The 24,358-nt window shown below is 59.8% G+C and carries 20 protein-coding genes; 16 read left to right on the top strand and 4 right to left on the bottom strand.

The genetic code is table 11. From position 1 onward, the window contains the following. Positions 1-147 precede the first annotated feature (147 nt). Entirely contained in the window at positions 148-465 is a 318-nt protein-coding gene (locus tag AACY02_RS16145) for a Rieske (2Fe-2S) protein (protein ID WP_339432804.1), read from the top strand. Here AACY02_RS16145 and sfsA read toward each other — a convergent pair. Both sfsA and AACY02_RS16135 read right to left on the bottom strand, forming a co-directional pair. After that, positions 462-1,175 carry a DNA/RNA nuclease SfsA gene (gene sfsA / locus AACY02_RS16140; RefSeq protein WP_339432803.1) on the bottom strand — a complete coding sequence of 238 codons (714 nt, stop codon included), beginning with the start codon at positions 1,173-1,175 and terminating at the stop codon, positions 462-464. The two genes, AACY02_RS16145 and sfsA, sit on opposite strands and share 4 nt — an antisense overlap. Continuing rightward, positions 1,175-2,347, bottom strand: coding sequence for a pyridoxal phosphate-dependent aminotransferase (locus tag AACY02_RS16135; RefSeq protein WP_339432802.1), 1,173 nt, complete (start codon positions 2,345-2,347; stop codon positions 1,175-1,177). The genes sfsA and AACY02_RS16135 overlap by 1 nt, the downstream gene beginning before the upstream one ends. Positions 2,348-2,681: 334 nt before the next feature. On the opposite strand from AACY02_RS16135, the gene dksA reads away from it, so the two are divergent. From dksA to AACY02_RS16060, 15 genes are all read left to right on the top strand, one after another. Then, a complete protein-coding gene (gene dksA / locus AACY02_RS16130) occupies positions 2,682-3,125 on the top strand; it encodes an RNA polymerase-binding protein DksA (protein WP_003228250.1) in 444 nt (147 codons plus the stop codon). 213 nt (positions 3,126-3,338) lie between these two features. Beyond that, the gene (gene gluQRS, locus AACY02_RS16125; RefSeq protein ID WP_339432801.1) at positions 3,339-4,235 is read left to right on the top strand and encodes a tRNA glutamyl-Q(34) synthetase GluQRS; all 897 of its coding nucleotides are present in this window, start codon (positions 3,339-3,341) and stop codon (positions 4,233-4,235) included. Between the two features lie 77 nt (positions 4,236-4,312). Further along, the gene (locus tag AACY02_RS16120; RefSeq protein ID WP_003176118.1) at positions 4,313-4,489 is read left to right on the top strand and encodes a hypothetical protein; all 177 of its coding nucleotides are present in this window, start codon (positions 4,313-4,315) and stop codon (positions 4,487-4,489) included. After that, positions 4,473-7,427, top strand: coding sequence for a sensor histidine kinase (locus tag AACY02_RS16115; protein WP_339432800.1), 2,955 nt, complete (start codon positions 4,473-4,475; stop codon positions 7,425-7,427). The genes AACY02_RS16120 and AACY02_RS16115 overlap by 17 nt, the downstream gene beginning before the upstream one ends. A 22-nt stretch (positions 7,428-7,449) precedes the next feature. Continuing rightward, positions 7,450-8,886 (top strand): sigma-54-dependent transcriptional regulator, encoded by a 1,437-nt coding sequence (locus AACY02_RS16110; RefSeq protein WP_339432799.1) that lies wholly within the window; start codon positions 7,450-7,452, stop codon positions 8,884-8,886. A 733-nt stretch (positions 8,887-9,619) separates the two neighbouring features. Then, on the top strand, positions 9,620-11,020 hold the full coding sequence (locus tag AACY02_RS16105; protein WP_339432798.1) for a polynucleotide adenylyltransferase PcnB: 1,401 nt from the start codon (positions 9,620-9,622) through the stop codon (positions 11,018-11,020). A 2-nt stretch (positions 11,021-11,022) separates the two neighbouring features. Further along, on the top strand, positions 11,023-11,508 hold the full coding sequence (gene folK, locus AACY02_RS16100; RefSeq protein WP_339432797.1) for a 2-amino-4-hydroxy-6-hydroxymethyldihydropteridine diphosphokinase: 486 nt from the start codon (positions 11,023-11,025) through the stop codon (positions 11,506-11,508). Between the two features lie 396 nt (positions 11,509-11,904). Beyond that, the gene (panB, locus tag AACY02_RS16095) at positions 11,905-12,705 is read left to right on the top strand and encodes a 3-methyl-2-oxobutanoate hydroxymethyltransferase (RefSeq protein ID WP_339432796.1); all 801 of its coding nucleotides are present in this window, start codon (positions 11,905-11,907) and stop codon (positions 12,703-12,705) included. Further along, positions 12,702-13,562, top strand: a complete 861-nt coding sequence (panC, locus tag AACY02_RS16090; RefSeq protein ID WP_339432795.1) for a pantoate--beta-alanine ligase — start codon at positions 12,702-12,704, stop codon at positions 13,560-13,562. Before panB ends, panC begins: the two co-directional genes overlap by 4 nt. Positions 13,563-13,927: 365 nt before the next feature. Continuing rightward, positions 13,928-15,592 carry a glucose-6-phosphate isomerase gene (pgi, locus tag AACY02_RS16085; protein WP_339432794.1) on the top strand — a complete coding sequence of 555 codons (1,665 nt, stop codon included), beginning with the start codon at positions 13,928-13,930 and terminating at the stop codon, positions 15,590-15,592. A gap of 153 nt (positions 15,593-15,745) precedes the next feature. Further along, positions 15,746-17,683 carry an acetate--CoA ligase gene (acs, locus tag AACY02_RS16080; RefSeq protein ID WP_339432793.1) on the top strand — a complete coding sequence of 646 codons (1,938 nt, stop codon included), beginning with the start codon at positions 15,746-15,748 and terminating at the stop codon, positions 17,681-17,683. A gap of 51 nt (positions 17,684-17,734) precedes the next feature. Then, complete coding sequence (locus AACY02_RS16075; RefSeq protein ID WP_339432792.1) at positions 17,735-18,604, top strand: oxygenase MpaB family protein; 870 nt, start codon at positions 17,735-17,737, stop codon at positions 18,602-18,604. A 103-nt stretch (positions 18,605-18,707) separates the two neighbouring features. After that, positions 18,708-19,724, top strand: a complete 1,017-nt coding sequence (locus AACY02_RS16070; RefSeq protein WP_339432791.1) for a class I SAM-dependent rRNA methyltransferase — start codon at positions 18,708-18,710, stop codon at positions 19,722-19,724. Between the two features lie 94 nt (positions 19,725-19,818). Further along, a complete protein-coding gene (locus tag AACY02_RS16065; protein ID WP_339432790.1) occupies positions 19,819-22,770 on the top strand; it encodes a DUF748 domain-containing protein in 2,952 nt (983 codons plus the stop codon). Then, entirely contained in the window at positions 22,770-23,066 is a 297-nt protein-coding gene (locus tag AACY02_RS16060) for a DUF2845 domain-containing protein (protein ID WP_339432821.1), read from the top strand. Before AACY02_RS16065 ends, AACY02_RS16060 begins: the two co-directional genes overlap by 1 nt. A 180-nt stretch (positions 23,067-23,246) precedes the next feature. Here the strand turns inward: AACY02_RS16060 and AACY02_RS16055 are convergent, their stop codons facing one another. Together AACY02_RS16055 and AACY02_RS16050 are read right to left on the bottom strand one after the other, a co-directional pair. After that, on the bottom strand, positions 23,247-23,603 hold the full coding sequence (locus AACY02_RS16055) for a BON domain-containing protein (RefSeq protein ID WP_339432789.1): 357 nt from the start codon (positions 23,601-23,603) through the stop codon (positions 23,247-23,249). A gap of 297 nt (positions 23,604-23,900) precedes the next feature. Further along, entirely contained in the window at positions 23,901-24,341 is a 441-nt protein-coding gene (locus AACY02_RS16050) for a pilin (protein ID WP_339432788.1), read from the bottom strand. Between the last annotated feature and the right edge of the window lie 17 nt (positions 24,342-24,358).

Genomic DNA, 24,358 nt, shown 5'->3' with positions numbered 1-24,358 from the left:
CAAGGTTTCCCGGGCGTCTGGGTGGCAGGCCAAGTATCCTCGGCATCAGGCAAACGCCGGTGGGCGAAGGCCGCCATTTGATAATTGCTTGCATTTAAACGTCAAGCTCGAACATATCCGAACACGAGCCAACATTAGAGGATAGTCATGAAGTTTCTCTGCGCGGGTGCCGATCTGGCCGAGGCCGGCAGTCGCGGTTTTGATGTCGACGGAAAAAAACTGTTTGCCGTGCGCCGCAACGGCCAGGTCTATGTCTACCTCAATCGTTGCCCGCATCGAGGCGTTGGCCTGGAATGGCAGGCGGATCAGTTTCTCGACCCGAGCAACAGCCTGATCCAGTGCGCCACCCACGGCGCACTGTTTCTGATCGAGGACGGTGAATGCGTCGCAGGGCCCTGCGCCGGGCAATCGTTGACCCGCATCCCTTGCCGGGAAGACGTACAAGGTGTGTGGATCACCCTTTAACCGCTGAGCAGTACCTCCAACCGACGATCAATGACCATTTCCTCATGGTTCAACCGCACACCGTACGCCAGTACTTCAACGCCACTGGCAACCGCTTCACGCAGCGCCTCGGCATAGGCCGGGTCGATTTCCACAGCCGGACGCACCGCCTCAATCCCGGTGAGACTCACGCAGTACAACTGCACCGCACGAATCCCGTCCCGCGCCAGATGCGCCAGTTCACGCAAATGCTTGGCGCCACGCTGGGTCACGGCATCGGGAAACGCCGCCACATTCGTGCCATCAAAGCCCAAGGTGACGCTTTTCACTTCCACATACGCCGGGCCGCTCGGGTATTCGAGGCGAAAGTCGATGCGGCTTTTTTTTTGTCCGTAAGCCACTTCGCGCTTCAACGCGGTAAACCCGTTCAACTCGGTGATGACGCCAGCCTGCAAGGCTTCTTCGACCAGCCCGTTGGCGCGCGCGGTATTGACACAAAACAAACGGCCCTGCGGGGTTTCGCCGATTTCCCAAGTGCCGGGCAATTTGCGTTTCGGGTCGTTGGAGCGACTGAACCAGACTTGCCCGCCCTCGACCTGACAATTGAGCATCGAGCCGGTGTTTGGGCAGTGAATCGTCAGCAACTCGCCGCCAACGGTTTCGATATCGGTGAGAAAACGCTTGTAACGACGGATTAGCCGCGCCTCTTCCAGAGGAGGATGAAAACGCATCAGCCTTGCCAGCTCTTCAAGCCACGCGCGATCCGCTCCACCGCTTCCTGTAAGCGAGGGAGGTTTTGCGTGTAGGCAAAACGCACATGGTGGCTGGCCTGATAGCGTCCGAAATCCAGACCCGGGGTAAACGCAACGTGCTCGGTTTCGAGGAAATGTTGGCAGAACGCGAAGGCATCGCCGCCGAACTGGCTGATATTTGCATAAAGATAGAATGCACCTTCGGGTTCCACGGCAATGTTGAAACCCAGTTCGCGCAACGCCGGCAGGAGGAAATCGCGGCGACGGCCGAATTCGGCGCGGCGCTGCTCCAGAATCGCGATCGTGTCAGGTTCGAAACAGGCCAGCGCCGCGTATTGCGCCATGCTCGGTGCGCTGATGTAGAGGTTCTGTGCGAGCTTCTCCAACTCGCTGACCGCCGCATCCGGCGCCACCAGCCAACCGAGGCGCCAGCCGGTCATGCCGAAATATTTCGAGAAGCTGTTGAGGACAAATGCGCTGTCATCGACTTCCAGCACGCTCGCCGCATCGGTGCCATACGTCAGGCCGTGATAGATCTCGTCTACCACCAGATGGCCGTGCCGGGCCTTGATGGCGGTGGATAAGCCGGCCAATTCATCGCGCGTCAGAATGGTCCCCGTCGGGTTGGCTGGCGAAGCAACCAGCGCGCCAACACTCTCGTGGTCCCAATAGCGCTCGACCAGATCCGGAGTCAGTTGATAACGCACGTCCGGCCCGACGGGCACTAGCTGCGCAGCGCCTTCGACCAACCGCAGGAAGTGGCGATTACACGGGTATCCGGGGTCCGCCAGGAGCCAGTGCTTGCCGGGGTCGACCAGCAAGGCGCTGGCCAGCAACAGTGCGCCGGAGCCGCCCGGGGTGATCAGAATGCGTCGCGGATCGATGCTCAAGCCATAACGCGATTGGTAGAAACCGGAAATTGCTTCGCGCAGCTCAGGAATGCCACGGGCAGCGGTGTAACGGGTTTTGCCCGCCGTCAGCGCGGCTTGGCCGGCACGGATGATTGGCTCTGCGGTCGTGAAGTCCGGTTCGCCAATCTCCAGGTGAATGACATCGTGCCCCTCGGCCTGCAATTCATTGGCCCGCGCCAGCAGCGCCATCACATGGAACGGTTCGATCGCACGACTGCGCGCACTGTAGGGCTGAGCCATTGGCCTTCCTTCGACGAGGGAAAAGAAACGATTCTACCCATCTGCCGGAACGAGCGAGAACCCGCAGAGGTCACAGCCTCAAGAACTCTGGATTGTAATGACACAAGCGTACGCTCCAGGATTGACTAAAATCAGTGATTGAACAGGTCTTCCACACCGCCAGACACGGCTTGCCAAACATTTGCAAGCGCCACCCGCCGGGGCCTCGACATCCGGGAGTAGCGCAGGCCGAATTGATCTGGTAAGTTCGCCCGCTTGCAGCCGCAGGGCCGGCAGGTGTCGGTGATGGAGCAATCCTGCGCAATGGATTACAAGAGTAGAGGCGGTCCATTTCATGCCCACCCAAGCAAAGCAACAGCAACAAGCGACGATCAGCGGCTTCGAACCTTATGTTCCGAAGGCTGGCGAAGAGTACATGGGCGCCCCGATGCGAGCGCACTTCACCAAGATCCTGAACAAGTGGAAACAGGACTTGATGCAGGAAGTCGACCGTACTGTTGATCACATGAAAGACGAAGCGGCCAACTTCCCTGACCCGGCCGATCGTGCCAGCCAGGAAGAAGAATTCGCCCTCGAACTGCGCGCCCGTGATCGCGAACGCAAGTTGATCAAAAAGATCGACAAGACGCTTGAGCTGATTCAGGACGAAGAATACGGCTGGTGCGAGTCCTGCGGCATCGAGATCGGCGTCAAGCGCCTCGAAGCCCGTCCTACCGCGGATCTGTGCATCGACTGCAAGACCCTGGCGGAAATCAAGGAAAAGCAGGTCGGCAAGTAATTTCGACCTGAACAAAAAACGGAGCGTGCGAACGCTCCGTTTTTGTTTCTGCCTTTTGCCTGCCTTCTCTGTTTTCTCTGCCATTGCGGGAGGGGACTTGCTCCCGAATACGGTGTGTCATAAACAGAGATGTTGACTCATAAACCGCATTCGGGAGCAAGCCCCCTCCCACAACGGTAATGCGCGCGAAACCTGAAAAGTTATATGGCTCCCATGACTGCCAAAACCTCCCCTGCCTACATCGGCCGCTTCGCCCCAACCCCCAGTGGCCACCTGCATTTCGGTTCGCTGGTCGCAGCGCTCGCCTCCTATCTCGACGCCCGCTCTGTGGGTGGTCGCTGGCTGGTGCGCATGGAAGATCTCGATCCACCCCGTGAAGAGCCCGGCGCGCAGAGCGCGATTCTCAAGGCGCTGCAAAGCTATGGGTTTGAATGGGAAGGCGAGATGGTGCGCCAGAGTGATCGGCACGATGCCTATGCCGAAGTCCTCAACAGCCTGTTCAACCATGGTCTGGCCTACGCCTGCACTTGCTCGCGCAAACAACTGGAGCCGTATCACGGGATTTATCCCGGGTTTTGCCGCAATGCCGGGCACGACCAGCAGGATGCCGCTATCCGCCTGCGTGTGCCGGAGCTCGAATACCATTTCATCGACCGCGTGCAAGGCGAATACCGCCAGCATCTGGGCCGCGATGTCGGCGATTTCGTCATCCGCCGTCGCGACGGCCTCTATGCCTATCAACTGGCCGTGGTGCTTGACGATGCCTGGCAGGGCATTACTGACATCGTGCGCGGCGCCGATCTGCTCGACTCCACCCCGCGCCAGCTCTACCTGCAGGAGTTGCTGGGCCTGCGTCAGCCGCGTTATCTGCACCTGCCGCTGATCACCCAGCCGGACGGCAACAAACTGGGCAAGTCCTACCGCTCGCCGCCACTGCAAGCTGATCAAGCCACGCCATTGCTGCTAAGGGCCCTGCGCGCACTGGGGCAAAACCCCGGCGCCGAACTCGAATATGCGACGCCGCAGGAACTGCTCAACTGGGGCAGCACCCACTGGGACGCCACGAAGATCCCGCGCACACTGACCCTGCCCGAAGCACAACTGCGATGACGACACTTGCAGTCGCGCCGCCATCCGTTACCATCGCCGCACGTTTTCGGGCACGCGCATAAAAAAGAGAGGCCGGGATGTACATCTATCGCTTGGTCCTGCTTTTGGTCGTGGGGATCTATCTGTTTTCTCCCGCCATCATGGATTGGTGGATCGACGCTACGGGCGCCTGGTATCGCCCCTATCTGCTCTGGCTGATCCTGATTGTCGTGACCTTCATCCTGCAGAGCCAAAAAGATGCCGATGAGCTTTAGCCTGACCCAGATGATCCTGATCAGCGCCGCGTACCTGGCGGTGCTGTTCGGTGTTGCCTGGATCAGCGAACGGGGCATGATCCCGCGGGCGATCATTCGCCATCCGTTGACCTACACCCTTTCGCTGGGGGTTTACGCCAGTGCGTGGGCGTTCTACGGCACGGTGGGCCTGGCCTATCAGTACGGCTACGGCTTTCTTTCCAGTTATCTCGGGGTCTCTGGCGCGTTTTTGCTGGCGCCGGTGTTGCTGTATCCGATCCTGAAAATCACCCGCACCTATCAACTGTCGTCGCTGGCCGACCTGTTCGCCTTCCGCTTTCGCAGCACCTGGGCCGGTGCGCTGACCACGATTTTCATGCTGATCGGCGTGCTGCCGTTGCTGGCGTTGCAGATTCAAGCGGTGGCCGACTCCATCGGCATTCTGACCGGCGAGCCGATTCAGAGCCGCGTGGCCCTGGCGTTTTGCGCGCTGATCATTTTGTTCACGATTTTCTTTGGTTCACGCCACATCGCCACCCGCGAGAAGCACGAAGGGCTGGTGTTCGCGATTGCCTTCGAGTCGGTGATCAAACTGATCGCTCTCGGCGGCGTTGGCCTGTATGCGCTGTACGGCGTGTTCGACGGCCCGCAACAGCTTGAACTGTGGCTGTTGCAAAACCAGACCGCCCTCGCCGCTCTGCACACGCCGCTGCAGGAAGGCCCGTGGCGTACGCTGCTGCTGGTGTTCTTCGCCTCGGCCATCGTGATGCCGCACATGTATCACATGACCTTTACCGAGAACCTCAACCCGCGCTCCCTCGTCAGTGCCAGTTGGGGCCTGCCGCTGTTCCTGCTGCTGATGAGTCTGGCGGTGCCGCTGATCCTGTGGGCCGGTCTCAAGCTCGGCGCCACCACCGATCCGGAATACTTCACTCTCGGCATCGGCATTGCCGCCAACAGCAAACCCTTGGCCTTGCTTGCTTATGTCGGCGGGCTGTCGGCCGCCAGCGGACTGATCATCGTCACCACCCTGGCGTTGTCAGGCATGGCGTTGAACCATTTGGTGCTGCCGCTCTATCAGCCGCCCGCCGAAGGCAATATCTACCGCTGGCTGAAATGGACCCGTCGAGCACTGATCGTCGCGATCATCATGGCCGGTTTCGGTTTTTACCTGATGCTTGGTGCCGAACAGGATCTGGCCAACCTCGGCATCGTCGCGTTTGTCGCGACCCTGCAATTCCTGCCCGGCGTGTTGTCCGTGCTGTACTGGCCGACCGCTAACCGGCGCGGCTTTATCGCCGGGCTGCTGGCCGGGATTCTGGTCTGGGTCGTCACCATGCTGCTGCCGCTGGTCGGCAATCTGCAGGGTTTCTACATTCCGCTGCTGAACATGATTTACGTGCTGGACGACACCAGTTGGCACATGGCGGCCATCGCGTCGCTGGCCGCCAACGTGCTGATGTTCACCCTGATTTCGCTGTTCACCAATGCCAGCCCCGAAGAGGCCAGCGCCGCCGAAGCCTGCGCGGTGGATAACGTACGCCGTCCGCAACGCCGCGAGCTGCACGCCGCCTCGCCGCAGGAATTCGCCACACAACTGGCCAAACCGCTCGGCGCCAAAGCGGCGCAGAAAGAAGTCGAACAGGCCTTGCGCGACCTTTACCTGCCCTTCGATGAGCGTCGGCCTTACGCCTTGCGCCGATTACGCGACCGTATTGAAGCCAACCTCTCCGGGCTGATGGGGCCGAGTGTGGCGCAGGACATGGTCGAAACCTTCCTGCCGTACAAGGCCGGCGGCGAAAATTACGTCACCGAAGACATCCACTTCATCGAAAGCCGCCTTGAGGATTACCACTCGCGCCTCACGGGCCTGGCCGCCGAACTCGACGCACTGCGCCGCTACCACCGCCAGACCCTGCAGGAACTGCCAATGGGCGTCTGCTCGCTGGCCAAGGACCAAGAGATCCTGATGTGGAACAAGGCTATGGAAGAGCTGACCGGGATCGCCGCGCAGCGCGTGGTCGGCTCGCGCTTGAGCACCATTGGCAATCCATGGAAAGAATTGCTCCAGGGCTTTATCAACCTGCCGGACGAACACTTGCACAAACAGCATCTGGCACTCGACGGACAGACCCGCTGGCTGAACCTGCACAAAGCGGCAATCGATGAGCCGTTGGCACCGGGTAACAGCGGTTTGGTGTTGCTGGTAGAAGATTTGACCGAAACCCAGATGCTTGAAGACAAACTGGTCCACTCCGAGCGTCTGGCCAGCATCGGTCGTCTCGCCGCGGGTGTCGCCCACGAAATCGGCAACCCGATCACCGGCATCGCTTGTCTGGCGCAGAACCTGCGCGAAGAACGCGAAGAAGACGACGAGCTGACCGAGATCAGCGGACAGATTCTCGAACAGACCAAACGCGTGTCACGCATCGTTCAGTCGCTGATGAGTTTTGCCCATGCCGGTGGTCATCAGCATAACGACGAGCCCGTTTGTCTGGCCGAAGTGGCCCAGGATGCCATCGGGCTATTGGCGCTGAACCGGCGCAATTTCGAAGTGCAGTTCTACAACCTGTGCGACCCGGATCACTGGGTCGAAGGTGACCCACAACGCCTTGCCCAAGTGCTGATCAATCTGCTCTCCAACGCTCGTGACGCCTCGCCTGCCGGCAGCGCCGTGAGGGTCAAGAGCGAGGCCGGAGAACACACGGTCGACCTGATCGTTGAGGACGAAGGCAGCGGTATTCCGAAGAACATCATGGACCGATTGTTCGAACCTTTCTTCACCACCAAGGATCCTGGTGAAGGTACCGGTCTGGGCCTTGCACTGGTCTATTCCATCGTTGAAGAGCATTATGGACAAATCACCATCGACAGCCCGGCTGATGTACAAAGCCAGCGCGGCACCCGTATCCGGGTGACCTTACCGCGTCATGTCGAAGCGACGTCCGCTGTGAACTGAGACCGTCGAGAGTATCGAATCAATGCCGCACATTTTGATCGTCGAAGACGAAACCATTATCCGCTCCGCCTTGCGCCGCCTGCTGGAACGCAACCAGTACCAGGTCAGCGAAGCCGGTTCAGTGCAGGAAGCACAAGAACGCTTCACCATTCCTACGTTCGATCTGATCGTGAGCGATCTGCGTCTGCCGGGCGCTCCGGGTACCGAGCTGATCAAGCTCGGCCAGGGCACGCCGGTGCTGATCATGACCAGTTATGCCAGCCTGCGCTCGGCGGTCGACTCGATGAAGATGGGCGCGGTGGATTACATCGCCAAGCCTTTCGACCACGATGAAATGCTTCAGGCCGTTGCGCGGATCCTGCGTGATCGCCAATCGGCGCCGGCAGCGGGCGAAGCCGTTGCCAGCAAATCTGCCAATGGCAGCGGCAAAACAGCCACCGACAACAGCAACGGCGAAATCGGCATCATCGGCTCCTGCCCACCGATGCAGGATCTGTACAGCAAGATCCGCAAAGTCGCGCCGACCGATTCCAATGTGCTGATTCAGGGCGAGTCCGGCACCGGTAAAGAGTTGGTGGCCCGCGCCCTGCACAACCTGTCGAAACGCGCCAAGGCACCGATGATCTCGGTGAACTGCGCCGCCATTCCGGAAAGCCTGATCGAGTCCGAACTGTTCGGCCACGAAAAAGGCGCATTCACCGGCGCCAGCGCCGGTCGTGCCGGCCTGGTGGAAGCGGCGGACGGCGGTACGCTGTTCCTCGATGAAATCGGCGAGTTGCCGCTGGAAGCCCAGGCCCGCCTGCTGCGCGTGTTGCAGGAAGGTGAAATTCGCCGTGTGGGCTCGGTGCAATCGCAGAAGGTCGATGTTCGTCTGATCGCGGCGACTCACCGAGACCTCAAGAGCCTGGCGAAAGTCGGCCAGTTCCGGGAAGACCTTTATTACCGCCTGCATGTGATCGCGTTGAAACTGCCAGCCCTGCGCGAGCGCGGTGCCGACGTCAACGAGATCGCCAATGCCTTCCTCGCTCGCCAGAGCGCGCGGATCAACCGTACCGACCTGAAATTTGCAGCGGATGCCGAACAGGCCATCCGTCACTATTCCTGGCCGGGTAACGTTCGTGAACTTGAAAACGCGGTCGAGCGCGCGGTGATCCTCAGCGAGAGCCCGGAAATCTCCGCTGAACTGCTGGGTATCGACATTGAGCTGAGCGATCTGGACGACGATGAATTCATTGGTCTGCCGCCGCAAACCTCAGGTAACGCCAGCAACAGCAGCCACGAACCGACCGAAGACTTGTCGCTGGAAGACTACTTCCAGCATTTCGTCCTCGAGCATCAGGACCACATGACCGAGACCGAACTGGCGCGCAAACTGGGCGTCAGCCGTAAATGCCTGTGGGAACGGCGTCAGCGCCTGGGCATTCCACGACGCAAGACCGGGGTCGCCAGCGAGAGCTGAACGTTACCTGTCGAGTGTGCGGGTAACGCTTGAAGATGTGAAAAAACTGTTACCTCAGTCTTTCCACGTAACAGAAGCCGGGGTTATCGGTAACGAAACCCCGGCTTTTTTTGGCCCTGACAAAAGGGCCCGATCGACCTAACCCCTTGTTTTATTGGGGTTCGCAAAAGTTGGCACGGCACCTGCTATATGTTTGGTACAAGAACAATAACAAGCAATGCACAAGACAATAAAAATAAGACGAATCGACTCACGCACAATAAAAACAAGACGGCGAGAGGCGCAGCTAACTGATTCTTTTGGAGAGGCGTTGTATTTGGGGCTTGCCCCACGACCAGGCCGAGAACAACAAAAACTGTCCTAAGACAGAGCCTGTACTGGTTGGATCGAGAGATCACTGCAATTCAGCGACCAAAGCAATCCGTTTGCTCTTGGCTCCCGATTGGGAGGGTCACGAAGCAAAAGCTTCGTGACGAGGGCACTCAACAAAAACAAGAAGCCCGAATCAATAATAAAAAGAGCACGCAACTACTTCTTGGGGAGCTCCGGCTCCCCTTGTAGTTTCTCCCATCCGGGAAATCCTGCTGTTTTGCCCTCCTCGACCCTTGCAGCTTGCGGCTTACAGCTCAAATCTGCCGTGTCCTACACCATCCCCCGACTAAATGCTAGAATCTGCGCCCATCATGCGGTCATTCTTTGGTATGGCCGAACATTCCTTCAAACAGTGCATCCCATGCTGAAGAAGCTGTTCCAGTCATTCCGAACTCCCGTGCGTCGTACGCAACACATCCGCAGCACCCCTGAAGTGCTTAACAGCGGCCAACATTCGCTGCAGAAAACGCAATTCAGCCGCTATGCGGTCAATATCGTCGAACGCTTGCAGGGCGCCGGTTACCAGGCCTATCTGGTCGGTGGCTGCGTGCGTGACATGCTGTTGGGCATTACGCCCAAGGATTTCGACGTCGCCACCAGCGCCACGCCCGAACAAGTGCGCGCCGAATTCCGCAATGCGCGGATCATCGGCCGTCGCTTCAAACTGGTGCATATTCATTTCGGTCGCGAAATCATCGAAGTCGCGACCTTCCGCGCCAATCACCCGATAAACGAGGACGACGAAGACAGCAATCAGTCTTCGCGTAACGAAAGCGGGCGAATTTTGCGCGACAACGTCTACGGCACCCTGGAAGAAGACGCGCAACGCCGCGACTTCACCATCAACGCCCTGTATTACGACCCGGTCAGCGAGCGCATCCTCGACTACGCCAACGGCGTGCACGACATCCGCAATCACCTGATCCGCCTGATCGGCGATCCAAAGCAGCGTTACCAGGAAGACCCGGTGCGCATGCTGCGGGCCGTGCGTTTCGCCGCCAAGCTCAATTTCGGCATCGAGAAACACACGGTTCAGCCAATCCGCGAACTGGCGCCGATGTTGCGCGAGATCCCGTCGGCACGCCTGTTTGAAGAGGTGCTCAAGCTGTTCCTCTCCGGACACGGCGCGATCACCTTCGAGATGCTGGTCGACCTGCAACTGTTTGCCCCGCTGTTCCCGGGCAGTGCCGACGCGCTGGAGCACAACCCGGAATATACCCACACGCTGATCAGCGAAGCGCTGACCAACACCGACTTGCGCATCAAGCAGAACAAACCGGTCACGCCGGCGTTCCTGTTTGCCGCCCTGTTGTGGCCAGCCCTGCCGGCCCGCGTGCTGCGTTTGCAGGAACGTGGCATGCCGCCGATCCCGGCGATGCAGGAAGCCGCACACGAGTTGATTGCCGAGCAGTGCCAGCGCATCGCGATTCCGAAACGCTTCACCATGCCGATCCGCGAGATCTGGGACATGCAGGAGCGCCTGCCACGGCGCAGCGGCAAACGTGCCGATCTGTTGCTGGACAATCCACGTTTCCGCGCTGGTTACGACTTCCTGCTGCTGCGTGAAAGCGCGGGCGAGCAAACGGATGGCCTGGGTGAATGGTGGACGGACTATCAGGACGCCAACGACAGCGAGCGTCGTGACATGATCCGCGATCTCAGCGGCAAAGGTGACGACGCCAGCGGTGCGCCGCGCAAACGTCGTCGCAGCGGCGGTTCCAAGCGCAAACGTGCCGGTGCACCGAGCGCAACGGGCGAATAGGCATGGAACGGATCTATATCGGCATGGGCAGCAACCTCGCTGACCCGGCCGAACAATTGCGCAGCGCCGTCGAGGCGCTGGGGCAATTGCCGCAAACCATGGTCGCCGGTGTTTCCGCCTTCTATCAAAGCGACTCATTGCTGCCGGGCCAACCGCGCTACACCAACGCCGTGGCGGCGCTCGACAGCGATCTTGCGCCGCTGGATCTGCTCGATGCGCTGCAAGCGATCGAAAACGATCAGGGCCGCGAACGCCTGGAACGCTGGGGCCCGCGCACGCTGGATCTGGATATTCTGCTGTTCGGTGATCGGTTGATCGACGAACCACGGCTGAAAGTCCCGCATTACCAGATTCAGGAAAGGGCGTTCGTCCTGTATCCACTGGCCGAGCTGGCTCCCGAGGATCTGCGCCTGGCCGATGGCCGCAGCCTCCCCGACCTACTGGCCGCGTGCCCGTTCGTCGGACTGGAACGCCTCTCCAAAACTTAAAATCAGTTCCCCCTTGTGGGCACGGGCTTGCTCGCCAAAGCGCAGTATCCGTTGATTCAGATACCGATGGACACGACACCTTGGCGAGCAACCCCGCACACATTGACGATTCCCCATTAGATGTTGTCGGACAAGAAAGCCTCGAATCAGCCCCGCCGCGCCGCTGAATCGGATCAGTAACGCCGGTAACACTCCCCTCGTAACAACGCGGTAACACACGCAATTGACTTCCTGTTGGCTCATCACGACTATAGGCGTCCCGCTGCCGCCAACCCGGCACATACGGGCGCCATCCAGGCCTTATAAGCACGACAAAAGACCGTGCGCCTGAGTAAATGAAGAATCACGCGCGTTACTCGCAGTAGTTTCCATAGCGCCTGAACGAGGATTTTTTACATGCCAGCCATCACCCTGACCACGCTCCAGAGCCTCAAGCAAAAAGGTGAAAAGATCACCATGCTGACCTGCTATGACGCGACCTTCGCCCACGCCTGCAACGAGGCCGGTGTCGAAGTGCTGCTGGTGGGCGACTCCCTCGGCATGGTCCTGCAAGGTCACGACAGCACATTGCCAGTGACCACTGCGGAAATGGCCTACCACACCGCCTGCGTCAAACGCGGCAACACCGATGCCCTGATCCTGGCCGACTTGCCCTTCATGGCCAACGCGACTCTCGAACAAACCATGACCAACAGCGCCCTGCTGATGCAGGCCGGTGCGCACATGGTCAAGGTTGAAGGGGCGCTGTGGCTGGCGGAGTCGATCCGCCTGCTGGCCGAACGCGGTGTGCCGGTCTGCGCGCACATGGGCCTGACCCCGCAAGCCGTGAACATTCTCGGTGGCTATAAAGTGCAGGGCCGCAACGAGAACCAGGCACGGCAGATGCGTGCCGACGCGATCTCGCTGGAACAGGCGGGTGCGGCGATGTTGCTGCTTGAATGCGTGCCGAGTGAACTGGCCGCTGAAATCAGCCAGGCCGTGAAGATTCCGGTCATTGGTATCGGCGCCGGTAACGCCACCGACGGTCAGGTCCTGGTGCTGCACGACATGCTCGGCCTGTCGATCACCGGCCGCGTGCCGAAATTCGTCAAGAACTTCATGGACGGTCAGGACAGCATTCAGTCGGCCTTGAAGGCTTACGTCAGCGAAGTCAAAGCCACCACGTTCCCTGGTATCGAACACGGATTCTCTGCATGAACACCGTAAAAACCGTACGCGAACTGCGCGCCGCCGTAGCCCGCGCCCGCAGTGAAGGCAAGCGCATCGGCTTCGTGCCGACCATGGGCAACCTGCACAGCGGCCACATCGCACTGATCACCAAAGCCACGCAACGGGTGGATTTCGTGGTCGCGAGCATTTTCGTCAACCCGCTGCAGTTCGGCGCTGGCGAAGACCTCGACAAGTACCCGCGCACCCTCGCTGCGGATCAGGAACAACTGCTGGAAGCCGGTTGCGATCTGCTTTTCGCTCCGACCGTCGAAGAAATGTACCCCGACGGCATGACCGGGCAGACCCGGGTCAGCGTGCCGCAACTCTCTGAAGGCTTGTGCGGCGCCAGCCGTCCGGGGCACTTCGAAGGCGTGGCCACGGTGGTCAGCAAGTTGTTCAACATGGTCCAGCCGGATCTGGCGATTTTTGGCCAGAAGGACTACCAGCAACTGGCGGTGATACGTGCCCTGGTGCATGACTTGAACATGCCGATCCAGATCATCGGCGAGCCGACTGTGCGTGCCACTGACGGCTTGGCGCTGTCCTCGCGCAACGGTTTCCTCAGCGAAGAACAACGTGCCATCGCCCCCGTGGTCTATCGCACCCTGAGCACGATTGCCGAGTCGATCAAACAAGGTAATCGCGACTTCCCGGCGCTGATCACTGCCCAATTGCAACAATTGGAAGCCGCTGGCCTGCGTCCTGATTACCTGGACATTCGCCATGCGCTGACACTGCGTCCGGCGACGGCTGAAGACCGCGATCTGGTCATTCTGGTGGCGGCGTTCCTTGGCACCACACGGTTGATCGACAACCTGCACCTGAACCTCGATACGCCGACCTGAAACACCGCGATACCCCTGTGGGAGCAAGCCTGCTCCCACAGTTGTTTCAGGCCCCCTCGCGGCCTGCATTGCCGGCCTCAAAGCCTTGGGGCACACTGCCCGCCGTTCGCTTCCAACCCGAAAAAACACTCATGTGCGCCATTAAGTCGCCTGTGCTCTTCCGTTTGTCGGCCCATTGCCGGCATCAATGTTAAAAAAGTACAGGGAATGGGTCAGACAAAGTCAAGACAGAACGCAGCGCGAGGTTTACTGTATTCGCCCTGTGTCCAAAAACCGTGTCGACGCAGTTGGCCTGCGCCCAACCAAGGCGTGCTGGCCTGTTCAGTGTTCAAAAGGCCGTTCAAGTAAAAAGGAAAACCGCAGCGATGGCGTACTACCGCACTCCTCACGACGTTACCGCTCTGCCTGCCTGGCAAGCGTTGAAAGATCACCGCCAAGCCATGCAGGATTTCAGCATGCGCGAAGCCTTCAACGCCGATCCGCAGCGCTTCAATCAGTTCACCCTCAGCAGCTGCGGACTGTTTCTCGACTATTCAAAGAATTTGATCAACGCCCAGACCCGCGATCTGTTGGTGGGTCTGGCCAATGAAGTCGATCTGAAGGGCGCGATCAAAGCGCTGTTCGACGGCGAAATGGTCAACTCGTCCGAAGGCCGCCCGGCGCTGCACACAGCCCTGCGCCGCCCGGTGGGCGACAAGTTGTCGGTCAATGGCGTCAACGTGATGCCCGAAGTTCACAAGGTACTCAACCAGATCACCGATCTGGTCGGCCGCATCCACGACGGTCTGTGGCGCGGTTACACCGAGAAGCCGATCACCGACGTGGTGAACATCGGCATCGGCGGCTCGTTCCTCGGCCCCGAGCTGGTCTCCGAAGCCTTGCTGTCATACGCGCAGAAAGGCGTGCGTTGCCACTATCTGGCGAACATCGACGGCAGTGAGTTCCACGAACTGACGCAAAAGCTGCGCGCCGAAACCACGCTGTTCATCGTTTCGTCGAAATCGTTCAACACCCTCGAAACCCTCAAGAACGCTCAGGCTGCACGCGCCTGGTATCTGGCTCAGGGGGGTTCGGAAGCCGAGCTGTATCGTCACTTCATTGCCGTATCGAGCAACAATGCGGCAGCCGTGGCGTTCGGTATCCGTGAAGAAAACATCTTCCCGATGTGGGACTGGGTCGGCGGCCGTTACTCGCTGTGGTCGGCCATCGGTTTGCCGATCGCCCTGGCCATCGGCATGTCCAACTTCAAGGAGCTGCTGTCCGGGGCCTACACCATGGACCAGCACTTCCAGACCGCACCGTTCGAACAGAACATGCCGGTACTGCTGGCGTTGCTCGGCGTGTGGTACGGCAACTTCTGGGGCGCGCAAAGCCACGCGATCCTGCCGTACGATCACTACCTGCGTAACATCACCAAGCACCTGCAGCAGTTGGACATGGAATCCAACGGCAAGAGCGTTCGTCAGGACGGCACCCCGGTGTCGACTGACACGGGCCCGGTGATCTGGGGCGGCGTCGGCTGCAACGGTCAGCACGCTTACCACCAGTTGCTGCACCAAGGCACCCAACTGATCCCGGCCGATTTCATCGTGCCGATCGTCAGCTTCAACCCGGTCGCCGACCACCATCAGTGGCTGTACGCCAACTGCCTGTCGCAGAGTCAGGCGCTGATGCTCGGCAAAACCTTGCCGGAAGCCGAAGCTGAACTGCGCGACAAAGGCATGAGCGAGCAAGAGGTGCACAAACTCGCACCGCACAAGGTGATCCCGGGTAACCGTCCAAGCAACACGCTTGTGGTGGAACGCATCAGCCCTCGTCGCCTCGGCGCGCTGGTGGCGATGTATGAACACAAAGTGTTCGTGCAAAGCGTGGTCTGGGGCATCAACGCCTTCGACCAGTGGGGTGTGGAATTGGGCAAGGAGCTGGGCAAAGGCGTTTACAACCGTCTGGTCGGCAGCGATGAAACCACCGCTGACGATCCATCGACCCAAGGCCTGATCAACTACTTCCGCGGTCGTCACCGCGGTTGATTTGAACGCACCGCTGTAACCCTGTGGGAGGGAGCAAGCCCCCTCCCACAGTTGTTTCCGGTGCATTCAAAATCAGATTCCGAATCTGGCTTGAACCTGTTGACCGCTCGGCGCATCTTTATCCTTGTCGCACCACAAGAATAAGGAACCGTCATGTTCGATATCAGCACGTTCCCCAAAGCCGATGCCGTCCGCCGGGCTGCGCAGTTGAGTCAAGACGACTACCGACGCCTGTATCGCGAATCCATTGAACACCCCAGCGCCTTCTGGGCCGAACAGGCCACGCGGTTCCTCGACTGGAGCACGCCGTGGCAGACCGTTCAGCGTTATGACCTGAAAACAGGCGAAGCCTCCTGGTTTACCGGCGGCCAACTGAACGTCAGTTACAACTGCATCGACCGCCATCTCGAACAACGCGGCGATCAGACCGCCCTGCTCTGGGAAGGCGATGACCCCGCCGAATCAGTGCAAATCACCTACAAAAAGCTCCATCACCATGTCTGCCGACTGGCCAACGTGTTGAAAAGCCGTGGCGTCAAGAAAGGCGACCGCGTGTGCATTTACATGCCGATGATCCCCGAAGCCGCGTACGCCATGCTCGCCTGCGCGCGGATCGGCGCCATTCATTCGGTAGTGTTTGGCGGCTTCTCCCCGGACTCCCTGCGTGACCGCATCCTCGATGCTGATTGCCGCACGGTGATCACCGCCGATGAAGGCGTGCGCGGCGGTAAATTCGTGCCACTGAAAAACAACGTCGACAAAGCCCTGCAAAGTTGCCCCGACGTCAGCACCGTCCTCGTGGTCGAGCGCACTCAGGGCAAAGTCGATTGGGTCGAAGGCCGCGATCTCTGGTATCACCAGGCCGTGCGCGAGGTCAGCGACGATTGTCCGCCGAAGGCGATGGACGCCGAAGATCCGCTGTTCATCCTCTACACCTCCGGCAGCACCGGCAAACCCAAAGGCGTGCTGCACACCACTGGCGGCTACCTGCTGCAAGCGGCGATGACCTTCAAGTACGTGCTCGATTACCGCGACGGCGAAGTGTTCTGGTGCACCGCCGATGTCGGCTGGGTGACCGGTCACAGCTACATCGTCTACGGTCCGCTGGCCAATGGCGCGACGACGTTGATGTTCGAGGGCGTGCCGAGCTATCCGAACAGTTCGCGCTTCTGGCAGGTGATCGATAAGCACAAGGTCAACATCTTCTACACCGCCCCCACCGCCCTGCGTGCATTGATGCGCGAAGGTGCCGAGCCGTTGAAGGACACTTCTCGCCAGAGCCTCAGATTACTCGGCAGCGTCGGTGAGCCAATCAACCCGCAAGCGTGGGAATGGTATTTCAACGTGGTCGGCGAACAGCGCTGCCCCATCGTCGACACCTGGTGGCAGACCGAAACCGGCGGCATCATGCTCAGCCCGTTGGTCAGCGCACAACGGATCAAACCCGGCTGCGCCTCGCAACCCATGTTCGGCGTACAACCGGTGCTGCTCGATGAGCACGGCAAGGAAATCAAAGGCGCCGGCAGCGGCGTGCTTGCCATCAAATCGAGCTGGCCGGCGCAGATCCGCAGCGTCTACGGCGACCCGCAACGGATGGTCGACACTTATTTCAAACCCTACCCCGGCTACTACTTCACCGGCGACGGCGCCCGTCGCGACGAGGACGGCGATTACTGGATCACCGGGCGTATCGACGATGTGATCAACGTTTCCGGCCACCGCATCGGCACCGCCGAAGTGGAAAGTGCGCTGGTGTTGCACGACAGCATCGCCGAAGCCGCGGTGGTCGGTTATCCCCACGACGTCAAAGGTCAGGGCATCTACGCCTTCGTCACGCCCATTAACGGCACCGAGCCGACCGATGACCTGAAGAAAGAACTGCTGGCCCACGTCAGCAAGGAAATCGGCAGTTTCGCCAAACCGGACCTGATCCAGTGGGCGCCGGCCTTGCCGAAAACCCGCTCAGGCAAGATCATGCGGCGCATCCTGCGCAAGATCGCTTGCAACGAACTCGACAGCCTCGGTGACACCTCGACCCTGGCCGACCCGAGCGTGGTGCAAGGCCTGATCGACAAGCGCCTCAACCAGTAACATCCCGGGCGCGGTCACCCGAGCGCGCCCGCCCTTTATCAATGAGTGGTCATGGAATTCATCCGCCGCCGTATCGAAAACCAACTCATGAGCCTGACCGGTCTGTCTCTCGGTCAGCTCGATCTGGAAAACCCCAAGGGCGATCCCGGCCTGTTCGGTCCCGACTCAATCAGTTGGCAGGTGCACGGCGACTTCAGCAGCATGCTGATCGGCGGCATCAGCGCGTTGTTGCTGCAAGCACTGCATCCGCTGGCCCTGGCCGGGGTGTGGGATCACTCGAACTTTCGAGAAGACATGCTCGGGCGCTTGCGCCGCACCAGTCAATTCGTTTCCGGCACGACCTTCGGTTCGCGCCGGGACGCCGACTGGCTGATCGAGAAAGTGCGCACCATTCACCTGCAAGTGGTCGGCACCGCGCCCGATGGCCGGCCTTACGCGGCCAGCGATCCCGATCTGCTGACGTGGGTGCATGTGGCAGAAGTCAGCAACTTCCTTGCCGCGCATGTGCGTTACCGCAATCCGCAATTGTCGCTGGCGGATCAGGATCGTTATTACGCCGAAATCGCGGTGATTGCTGAGCGCCTTGGCGCCCGGGATGTGCCGAAATCGCGAGAAGCTGTGGCGCACTACCTGCAACGCATGCGCCCGCAGTTGTTGTGTGATGAACGCAGCCGTGAAGTCCTGCGCCTGCTGCTCGACGCGCCAGCGCCGAGCGCTCTGGCCCGCCCGTTTGGCGATCTGATGATGAAGGCCGGTATCGACCTGCTGCCGGACTGGGCCAGCGACATGCTCAATGTCCGGCAGAATCCGCTGCAACGGCAACTGATCCGCGCCAGCGTCAAGCGCAGCGCGCCGATGCTGCGCTGGGCGATGCGCAATGGTTCGGTGCAGCGGGCCAAACGACGGATGGGGCTCAGCTGACGCTCAGAGCGATAAGCTGCAAGCTCATAGCTCGTAGCTCGTAGCTTCCCCCCCAGTAACTGCTAAACTCCCGCGCCCCAATTCCCTCCAGCAAGGCGCCCGCATGTCTTCCTTGAATCAGGCGCTGCGCGCCGCCCTCGATCAACGCCAGGACCTGCTCGCTGAGTTGCACAGCCAGGGCACCGATTGCTATCGGCTGTTCCACGGCAGCCAGGAAGGCGCCGGCGGCCTGACCATCGACCGCTACGGCCCGCAATTGCTGGTGCAAAGCTTCCACCAGACGCTGGAGCGTGACGATCTGCTGCAACTGCACGCCATGGTCAATCAAACCCTGGGCCTTGAGACGCTGCTGGTCTACAACGACCGCTCCCGTGGCAACTCGCGTATCGACCGCCAAGACCCTGTCTACCGCGCTGACGACGCCGCGCTGATCGATCTGGTCGGTCATGAATGGGGCCTGAACTATCGCGTCCGCGGACGTCACGCCGGGCAGGATCCGCTGCTGTTCCTCGACCTGCGCAACACCCGTGGCTGGGTCAAGGATCACGCCAAAAGCAAATCCGTCCTCAACCTGTTTGCCTACACCTGTGGCGTTGGCCTCAGTGCCGCTGCCGGTGGCGCGAGTGAGGTGTGCAATCTGGACTTCGCCGAAGGCAATCTGGCGGTCGGTCGCGAAAACGGCCTGCTCAACCCGACATTGCCGACGATGCAATTCATCCAGTCCGATTACTTCCCGGCGATCCGTCAACTCGCCGGCCTGCCGATCAGTCAGCGCCGAGGGCAGAAACTGCCCAGCTATCAGCGCCTCGAACAGCGCCAATACGATCTGGTGCTGCTCGATCCACCGGCCTGGGCCAAGAGCGCGTTCGGCACCGTCGACCTGCTGCGCGACTACCAAAGCCTGCTCAAACCGGCCCTGCTGACCACCGCCGACAACGGCGTGCTGATCTGCTGCAACAACCTGGCAAAAGTCAGCATGGACGACTGGCGCGAACAGGTTTTGCGCTGCGCCGAAAAGGCCGGGCGCCCGGTGCGTGAATGGAGCGCAATGACCCCGGGCCGGGACTTTCCGTCGCAGGATCAACAGCCGCCATTGAAAACGCTGATCCTGCAATTCTGAGCCTCACTCACAACTTTCAGACACTTGCTGCAAGGCGTGAGCACTTCGGAACCAGAATCGCGTGCCATACTCCAAGGCACTCCGATTCAGACAGATGAAGCCGCACATGCACAAAGGATTGATTCGCGCGATTGGCGCCTTGTTGACCGCCCTGGCCCTCTACAGCCTGCTGGGGTTTCTGATTTTGCCGGGCATCGCCCTGCGCGTGGCCAATCAGCAACTGGCCAACTACGCGACGGTGCCTGCGCATATTCAGCGCATCGAACTCAATCCGTTCAGCCTTGAGGTCACCCTGTGGGGGTTGGGCATCGGCGAACCGGGCAAGGAACAGGTCGGCTTCGAGCGCCTGTATGCCAACCTGCAACTCGACAGCCTGTGGACAAAAGCGCTGCACCTGTCCGACATCGAACTCGACAAGCCCAAGACCGAAATCCTCTTCGCCAAGGACGGCAAGCTCAATCTGCTTGGGTTATTCAACATTCCCGCCAGCGAACCGACCCCGGCAGACCCAGATGCCAAGCCGTTTCCACTGCGCATAGAACGAATCAAGCTGGCCGACGGCTATGTCCACTTTGAAGACGCGCGGCCCAGCGAGCCCATCGAATTTCTCTACGACAAACTCGACTTCGAACTGAAAAACCTCAGCACCCTGCCCGAAGACAACGCCGACATGACGCTGGTGGCCGCTGGCCCGGCCGGTGGGCAAATCGACTGGAAAGGCAACCTCAGCCTGATTCCATTCACCTCCCAAGGCACATTGAAAGTCACCGATGGCCAGATGAAATCCTTCTGGCCCTATGTGCGGGACGCGGTGCCGTTGGTATTGGAAAACGGCGTGGTCAGCCTCAGTACCGACTACAAACTCAATCTGTCGAAAGAAACCGAATTGCTGCTCAACAATGTCGCGGTGAGCATTGCGCCATTCGCGATCAAAGCGCCGGACGGACGCCCGCTGGCGAAACTCGAACGCCTCGATGTCAGCGAAACCACGGTCGATCTGGCCAAACAGCAGGTGGTGGTCGGCAAGATCCGCAGCCAGAAACTCGAAACCTGGGCCGCCCTTGAAGCCGACGGCCAACTGGACTGGCAGAAACTGTTCGCCAGCCAACCCTCGAAACCCGCCGCCCAAGCCGCCGCCGAACCCAAGGCTACCCCGGCCGCCGCCGACTCGCCGAAACCCGAGCCCAGCGCACCGAGCAAGCCGTGGCAAGTGCTGCTCAAAGACGTGCAATTGCGCAACTACCAAGTGCATCTGGCCGACCGCTCGGCCAATCCACCGGTGGCGCTGGACGTCGGCCCGCTGAACGCGGACCTGCAGGATTTCGACAGCCTCAACGGCTCGCCCTTCAAGGTCAAACTCGACACCGGACTGGGCAAGCAAGGCAAGATCATGGCCGACGGCGTGGTCAACCTCGCCCCGGTCACTGCCCAGCTCAACGTGAAAACCCGGGACATCGACCTGCGTGTCGCGCAGTCCTACATCAACCCGTTCATTCGCCTGGAACTGCGTAGCGGCATGCTCGGCAGTGACTTGAAGGTCAACCTCAAGAGCACCGAGCCTTTGGCACTCAGCGTCACGGGGCGCGCCCAGATCGATCAACTGCACACCCTGGACACCCTGAAAACCCGCGATTTCCTCAAGTGGCAGCAAGTGGTCGTCGAGGGCCTGAACTATCAGCACGGCGACAGCCTGTCGATCGACAAGGTCAATCTGTTCCAACCGTATGTGCGGTTCATGATCAACGATGACCGCACCACCAACATCGATGACTTGCTGATCCCGCAGCCTGCCGACAGTGGCGCCAAAACCGCAGCAGCCAAACCGGCCAGCAAAGACAAACCGCTGGGCATTCACATCGGCGCCATCGCCATCAATGACGGCTCGGCCAACTTCGCCGACTTCAGCCTGACCCCGAACTTCGCCACCGCCGTCCAGCAACTCAACGGCCAGATCGGCACCATCGACAGTCGCGAGGCGAAACCAGCCAGCGTCGACATCAAGGGCAAGGTCGACCGCTATGCGCCAGTGACCATCAAGGGCGCGGTCAACCCATTCGACCCGATGGCCAGCCTCGACATCGCCACCCGTTTCCAACGGGTTGAACTGACCACGCTGACGCCCTACTCCGGCAAGTTCGCCGGTTACCGCATCCGCAAGGGCCGCCTCAATCTCGACCTGCATTACCTGATCACCAAAGGCCAGTTGAAAGCCGAGAACAAAGTGGTGGTCGAACAGTTGCAGCTAGGCGAGAAAGTCGACAGTCCCGACGCCGTGAGCCTGCCGCTGAAACTGGCGATTGCCTTGCTCAAGGACGTCGACGGCAAGATCTCCATCGAATTGCCGGTAACGGGCGACTTGAACAACCCGCAGTTCAGCGTGATGCCAATTGTCTGGCAGACCCTGCGCAACCTGATCGTCAAAGCCGCCGCTGCGCCGTTCAAACTGATTGGCGGGCTGGTCAGCGGCGGTGGTTCGCAAGACCTCGGCACCGTGTCCTTTGCCCCCGGCTCCAGCGAACTGAACAAGGACGCTGAAGCGGCGCTGATCAAGCTGTCACAAGCGCTGAAGGAGCGTCCGGCCCTGCGCCTGGAAATCGAAGGCACCGCCGCGAAAAGCAGCGACGGCCCATTGCTTGCCGAACAGCGTCTGGAGCGTGAATACCAGTACAACTACTACAAGATGCTCCAGCGTCGTGGCGACAAAGTCCCGGCCCAAGCGTCCTTGATCAACGTCCCCGATGGCGAGAAAGGCCCGCTGCTTGAAGGCATCTACCGCACCCGTCTGAAAACCCAGCCACCGGCTCAATGGAAGGATCTGGGCAAGGAAGAGCGCACCGCGAAAATGCGCGAAGGCGTGATCAAGTTCTGGAGCGGCAGCGATGTGTTGCTGCGCCAGTTGGGCCAGGATCGCGCCAGCAGCATCAAGGATTATCTGGTGGACAAGGGCCAGTTGGCGGACGACCGCGTGTACTTCATCGACGCCAACCTTGGCGAGGCACAAAGCGACGGTCGAGTGGTCACGCAAATGCACCTGGATGCCGAATGATGAAGCGACAATGGCTGGCCGCGATGGCCCTGACACTCATTGCCGGAAACACTTGGGCGTCCGATACGCTGCGCTGCGGCAGCCAACTGGTCAGCATCGGTGACCGCGCAAGCGAAGTACTTCACAAGTGCGGTGAGCCGGTCAGTCGTGATCTGTTGGGCTACAAGCGCAGCGCCAATCGCCGCGAAGAGTTTCAGGTCGAGGAATGGACTTACGGCCCGAACAACGGCATGTACCAATACCTGCACTTTGAGGGCAACCGCCTGCGCCAGATCAACAGCGAACGCGGGCATTAACCCCAGCCCCCCGCAGTTGTTTTTTGTGGCACCGCGAAATAGAACAGGCCCCGACACAAGTGTCGGGGCCTGTAATGGTCACATCCATGTGACCAGTCGCATGAACTCTAAAGTGGCGACAGACGTATGGCTCGGCCCGTCTGTCGCGCCTTCTCCCGGTCCAGGCGAGAAGCCTTTGCCTTACTCGGCTTTCAGGCCGTCAGCGGAAACCGCTTTGACGCCTTTGATTTTCTCGGTGATGCTCACAGCCATTTCTTTTTGAGCATCGGTCACTGCAACAGTGGAGGACAGGGAAACGACGCCTTTGTTGGTTTCAACTTTGATGTCGGTGCCTGGGATGCCTTTTTCGGTCACCAGATCGCTTTTCACTTTGGTAGTGATCCAGGTATCGGAAGTAACTTCTTTAGCCTTGGTCATTTCACCGGCAGCCAGCGTCATGGGTGCCTGAGTAGCCTGGGTGGATTGTGCGAATGCACCGCAGGACATGGTCAGGGTCAGCGCGGTAGCAGCAGCGGCAGTGATAGCGAACTTCTTCATACGAGTAACTCCTGTTTTTCTGGAAAGTCTGCTGGATGTCTTGTCAGCAGGGTTACTGGAGATATTGCGAACGCTGTGCCAACTTTCATGACGCAATAAAAACGATATAAATCAACAACTTACAAACAAGGCAAATTTTCGGATTCATGCAAATTGCATGACTTGCGCAATATGCACATGCAAGTTGCGGCTTTTGGAAAAGTTCCTAAGATGCTGAAATTATTGAGGCTTTTATAAAGCGCCGCGCCATGAAAAATGCCCCGCTGTGCGGGGCATTCCGTGACGCCGTTGAACGCCTCAGGCACCGCTGCCCGGGCAACCTTTAGGCGCGTAGTCGGGATTGACCGTGGACGCACAACTCCAAGTGCCAGAGGTACTGCCCGTTGCAGCGCCAGTGCGGGTCAATGTGATGGTTTTACCCAACACGGGCCCTGGCGCGTTCACCAAAGTACAGGTGATGGTGCCAGCGCCTGTGGACGCTGTACCCGAAGCGGCCAGCGTGCAGTTGGAGGTGGTGGCCGTGGCACTGCCGGCGACGTTCGTCAGTGACGGATCAGTACCTTGATTGATGGTGTCTTCGAAAGGGACTTTCAGAGCACTGATTTCCGCCAACCCCGCCGTCACTTTCGACCGTGCCTGATATTTCGAATACTGCGGCAACGCGATGGTCGCCAGAATCCCGATGATCGCCACCACGATCAGCAGTTCGATCAGCGTAAAACCTTGTTGTTTTTTCATAGACACGCTCCATGCAT

This window comes from Pseudomonas sp. EA_65y_Pfl2_P78, from assembly GCF_963970495.1.
Lineage (GTDB): Bacteria > Pseudomonadota > Gammaproteobacteria > Pseudomonadales > Pseudomonadaceae > Aquipseudomonas > Aquipseudomonas baetica_A.
This window is presented reverse-complemented; position numbering and strand designations above follow the sequence as displayed.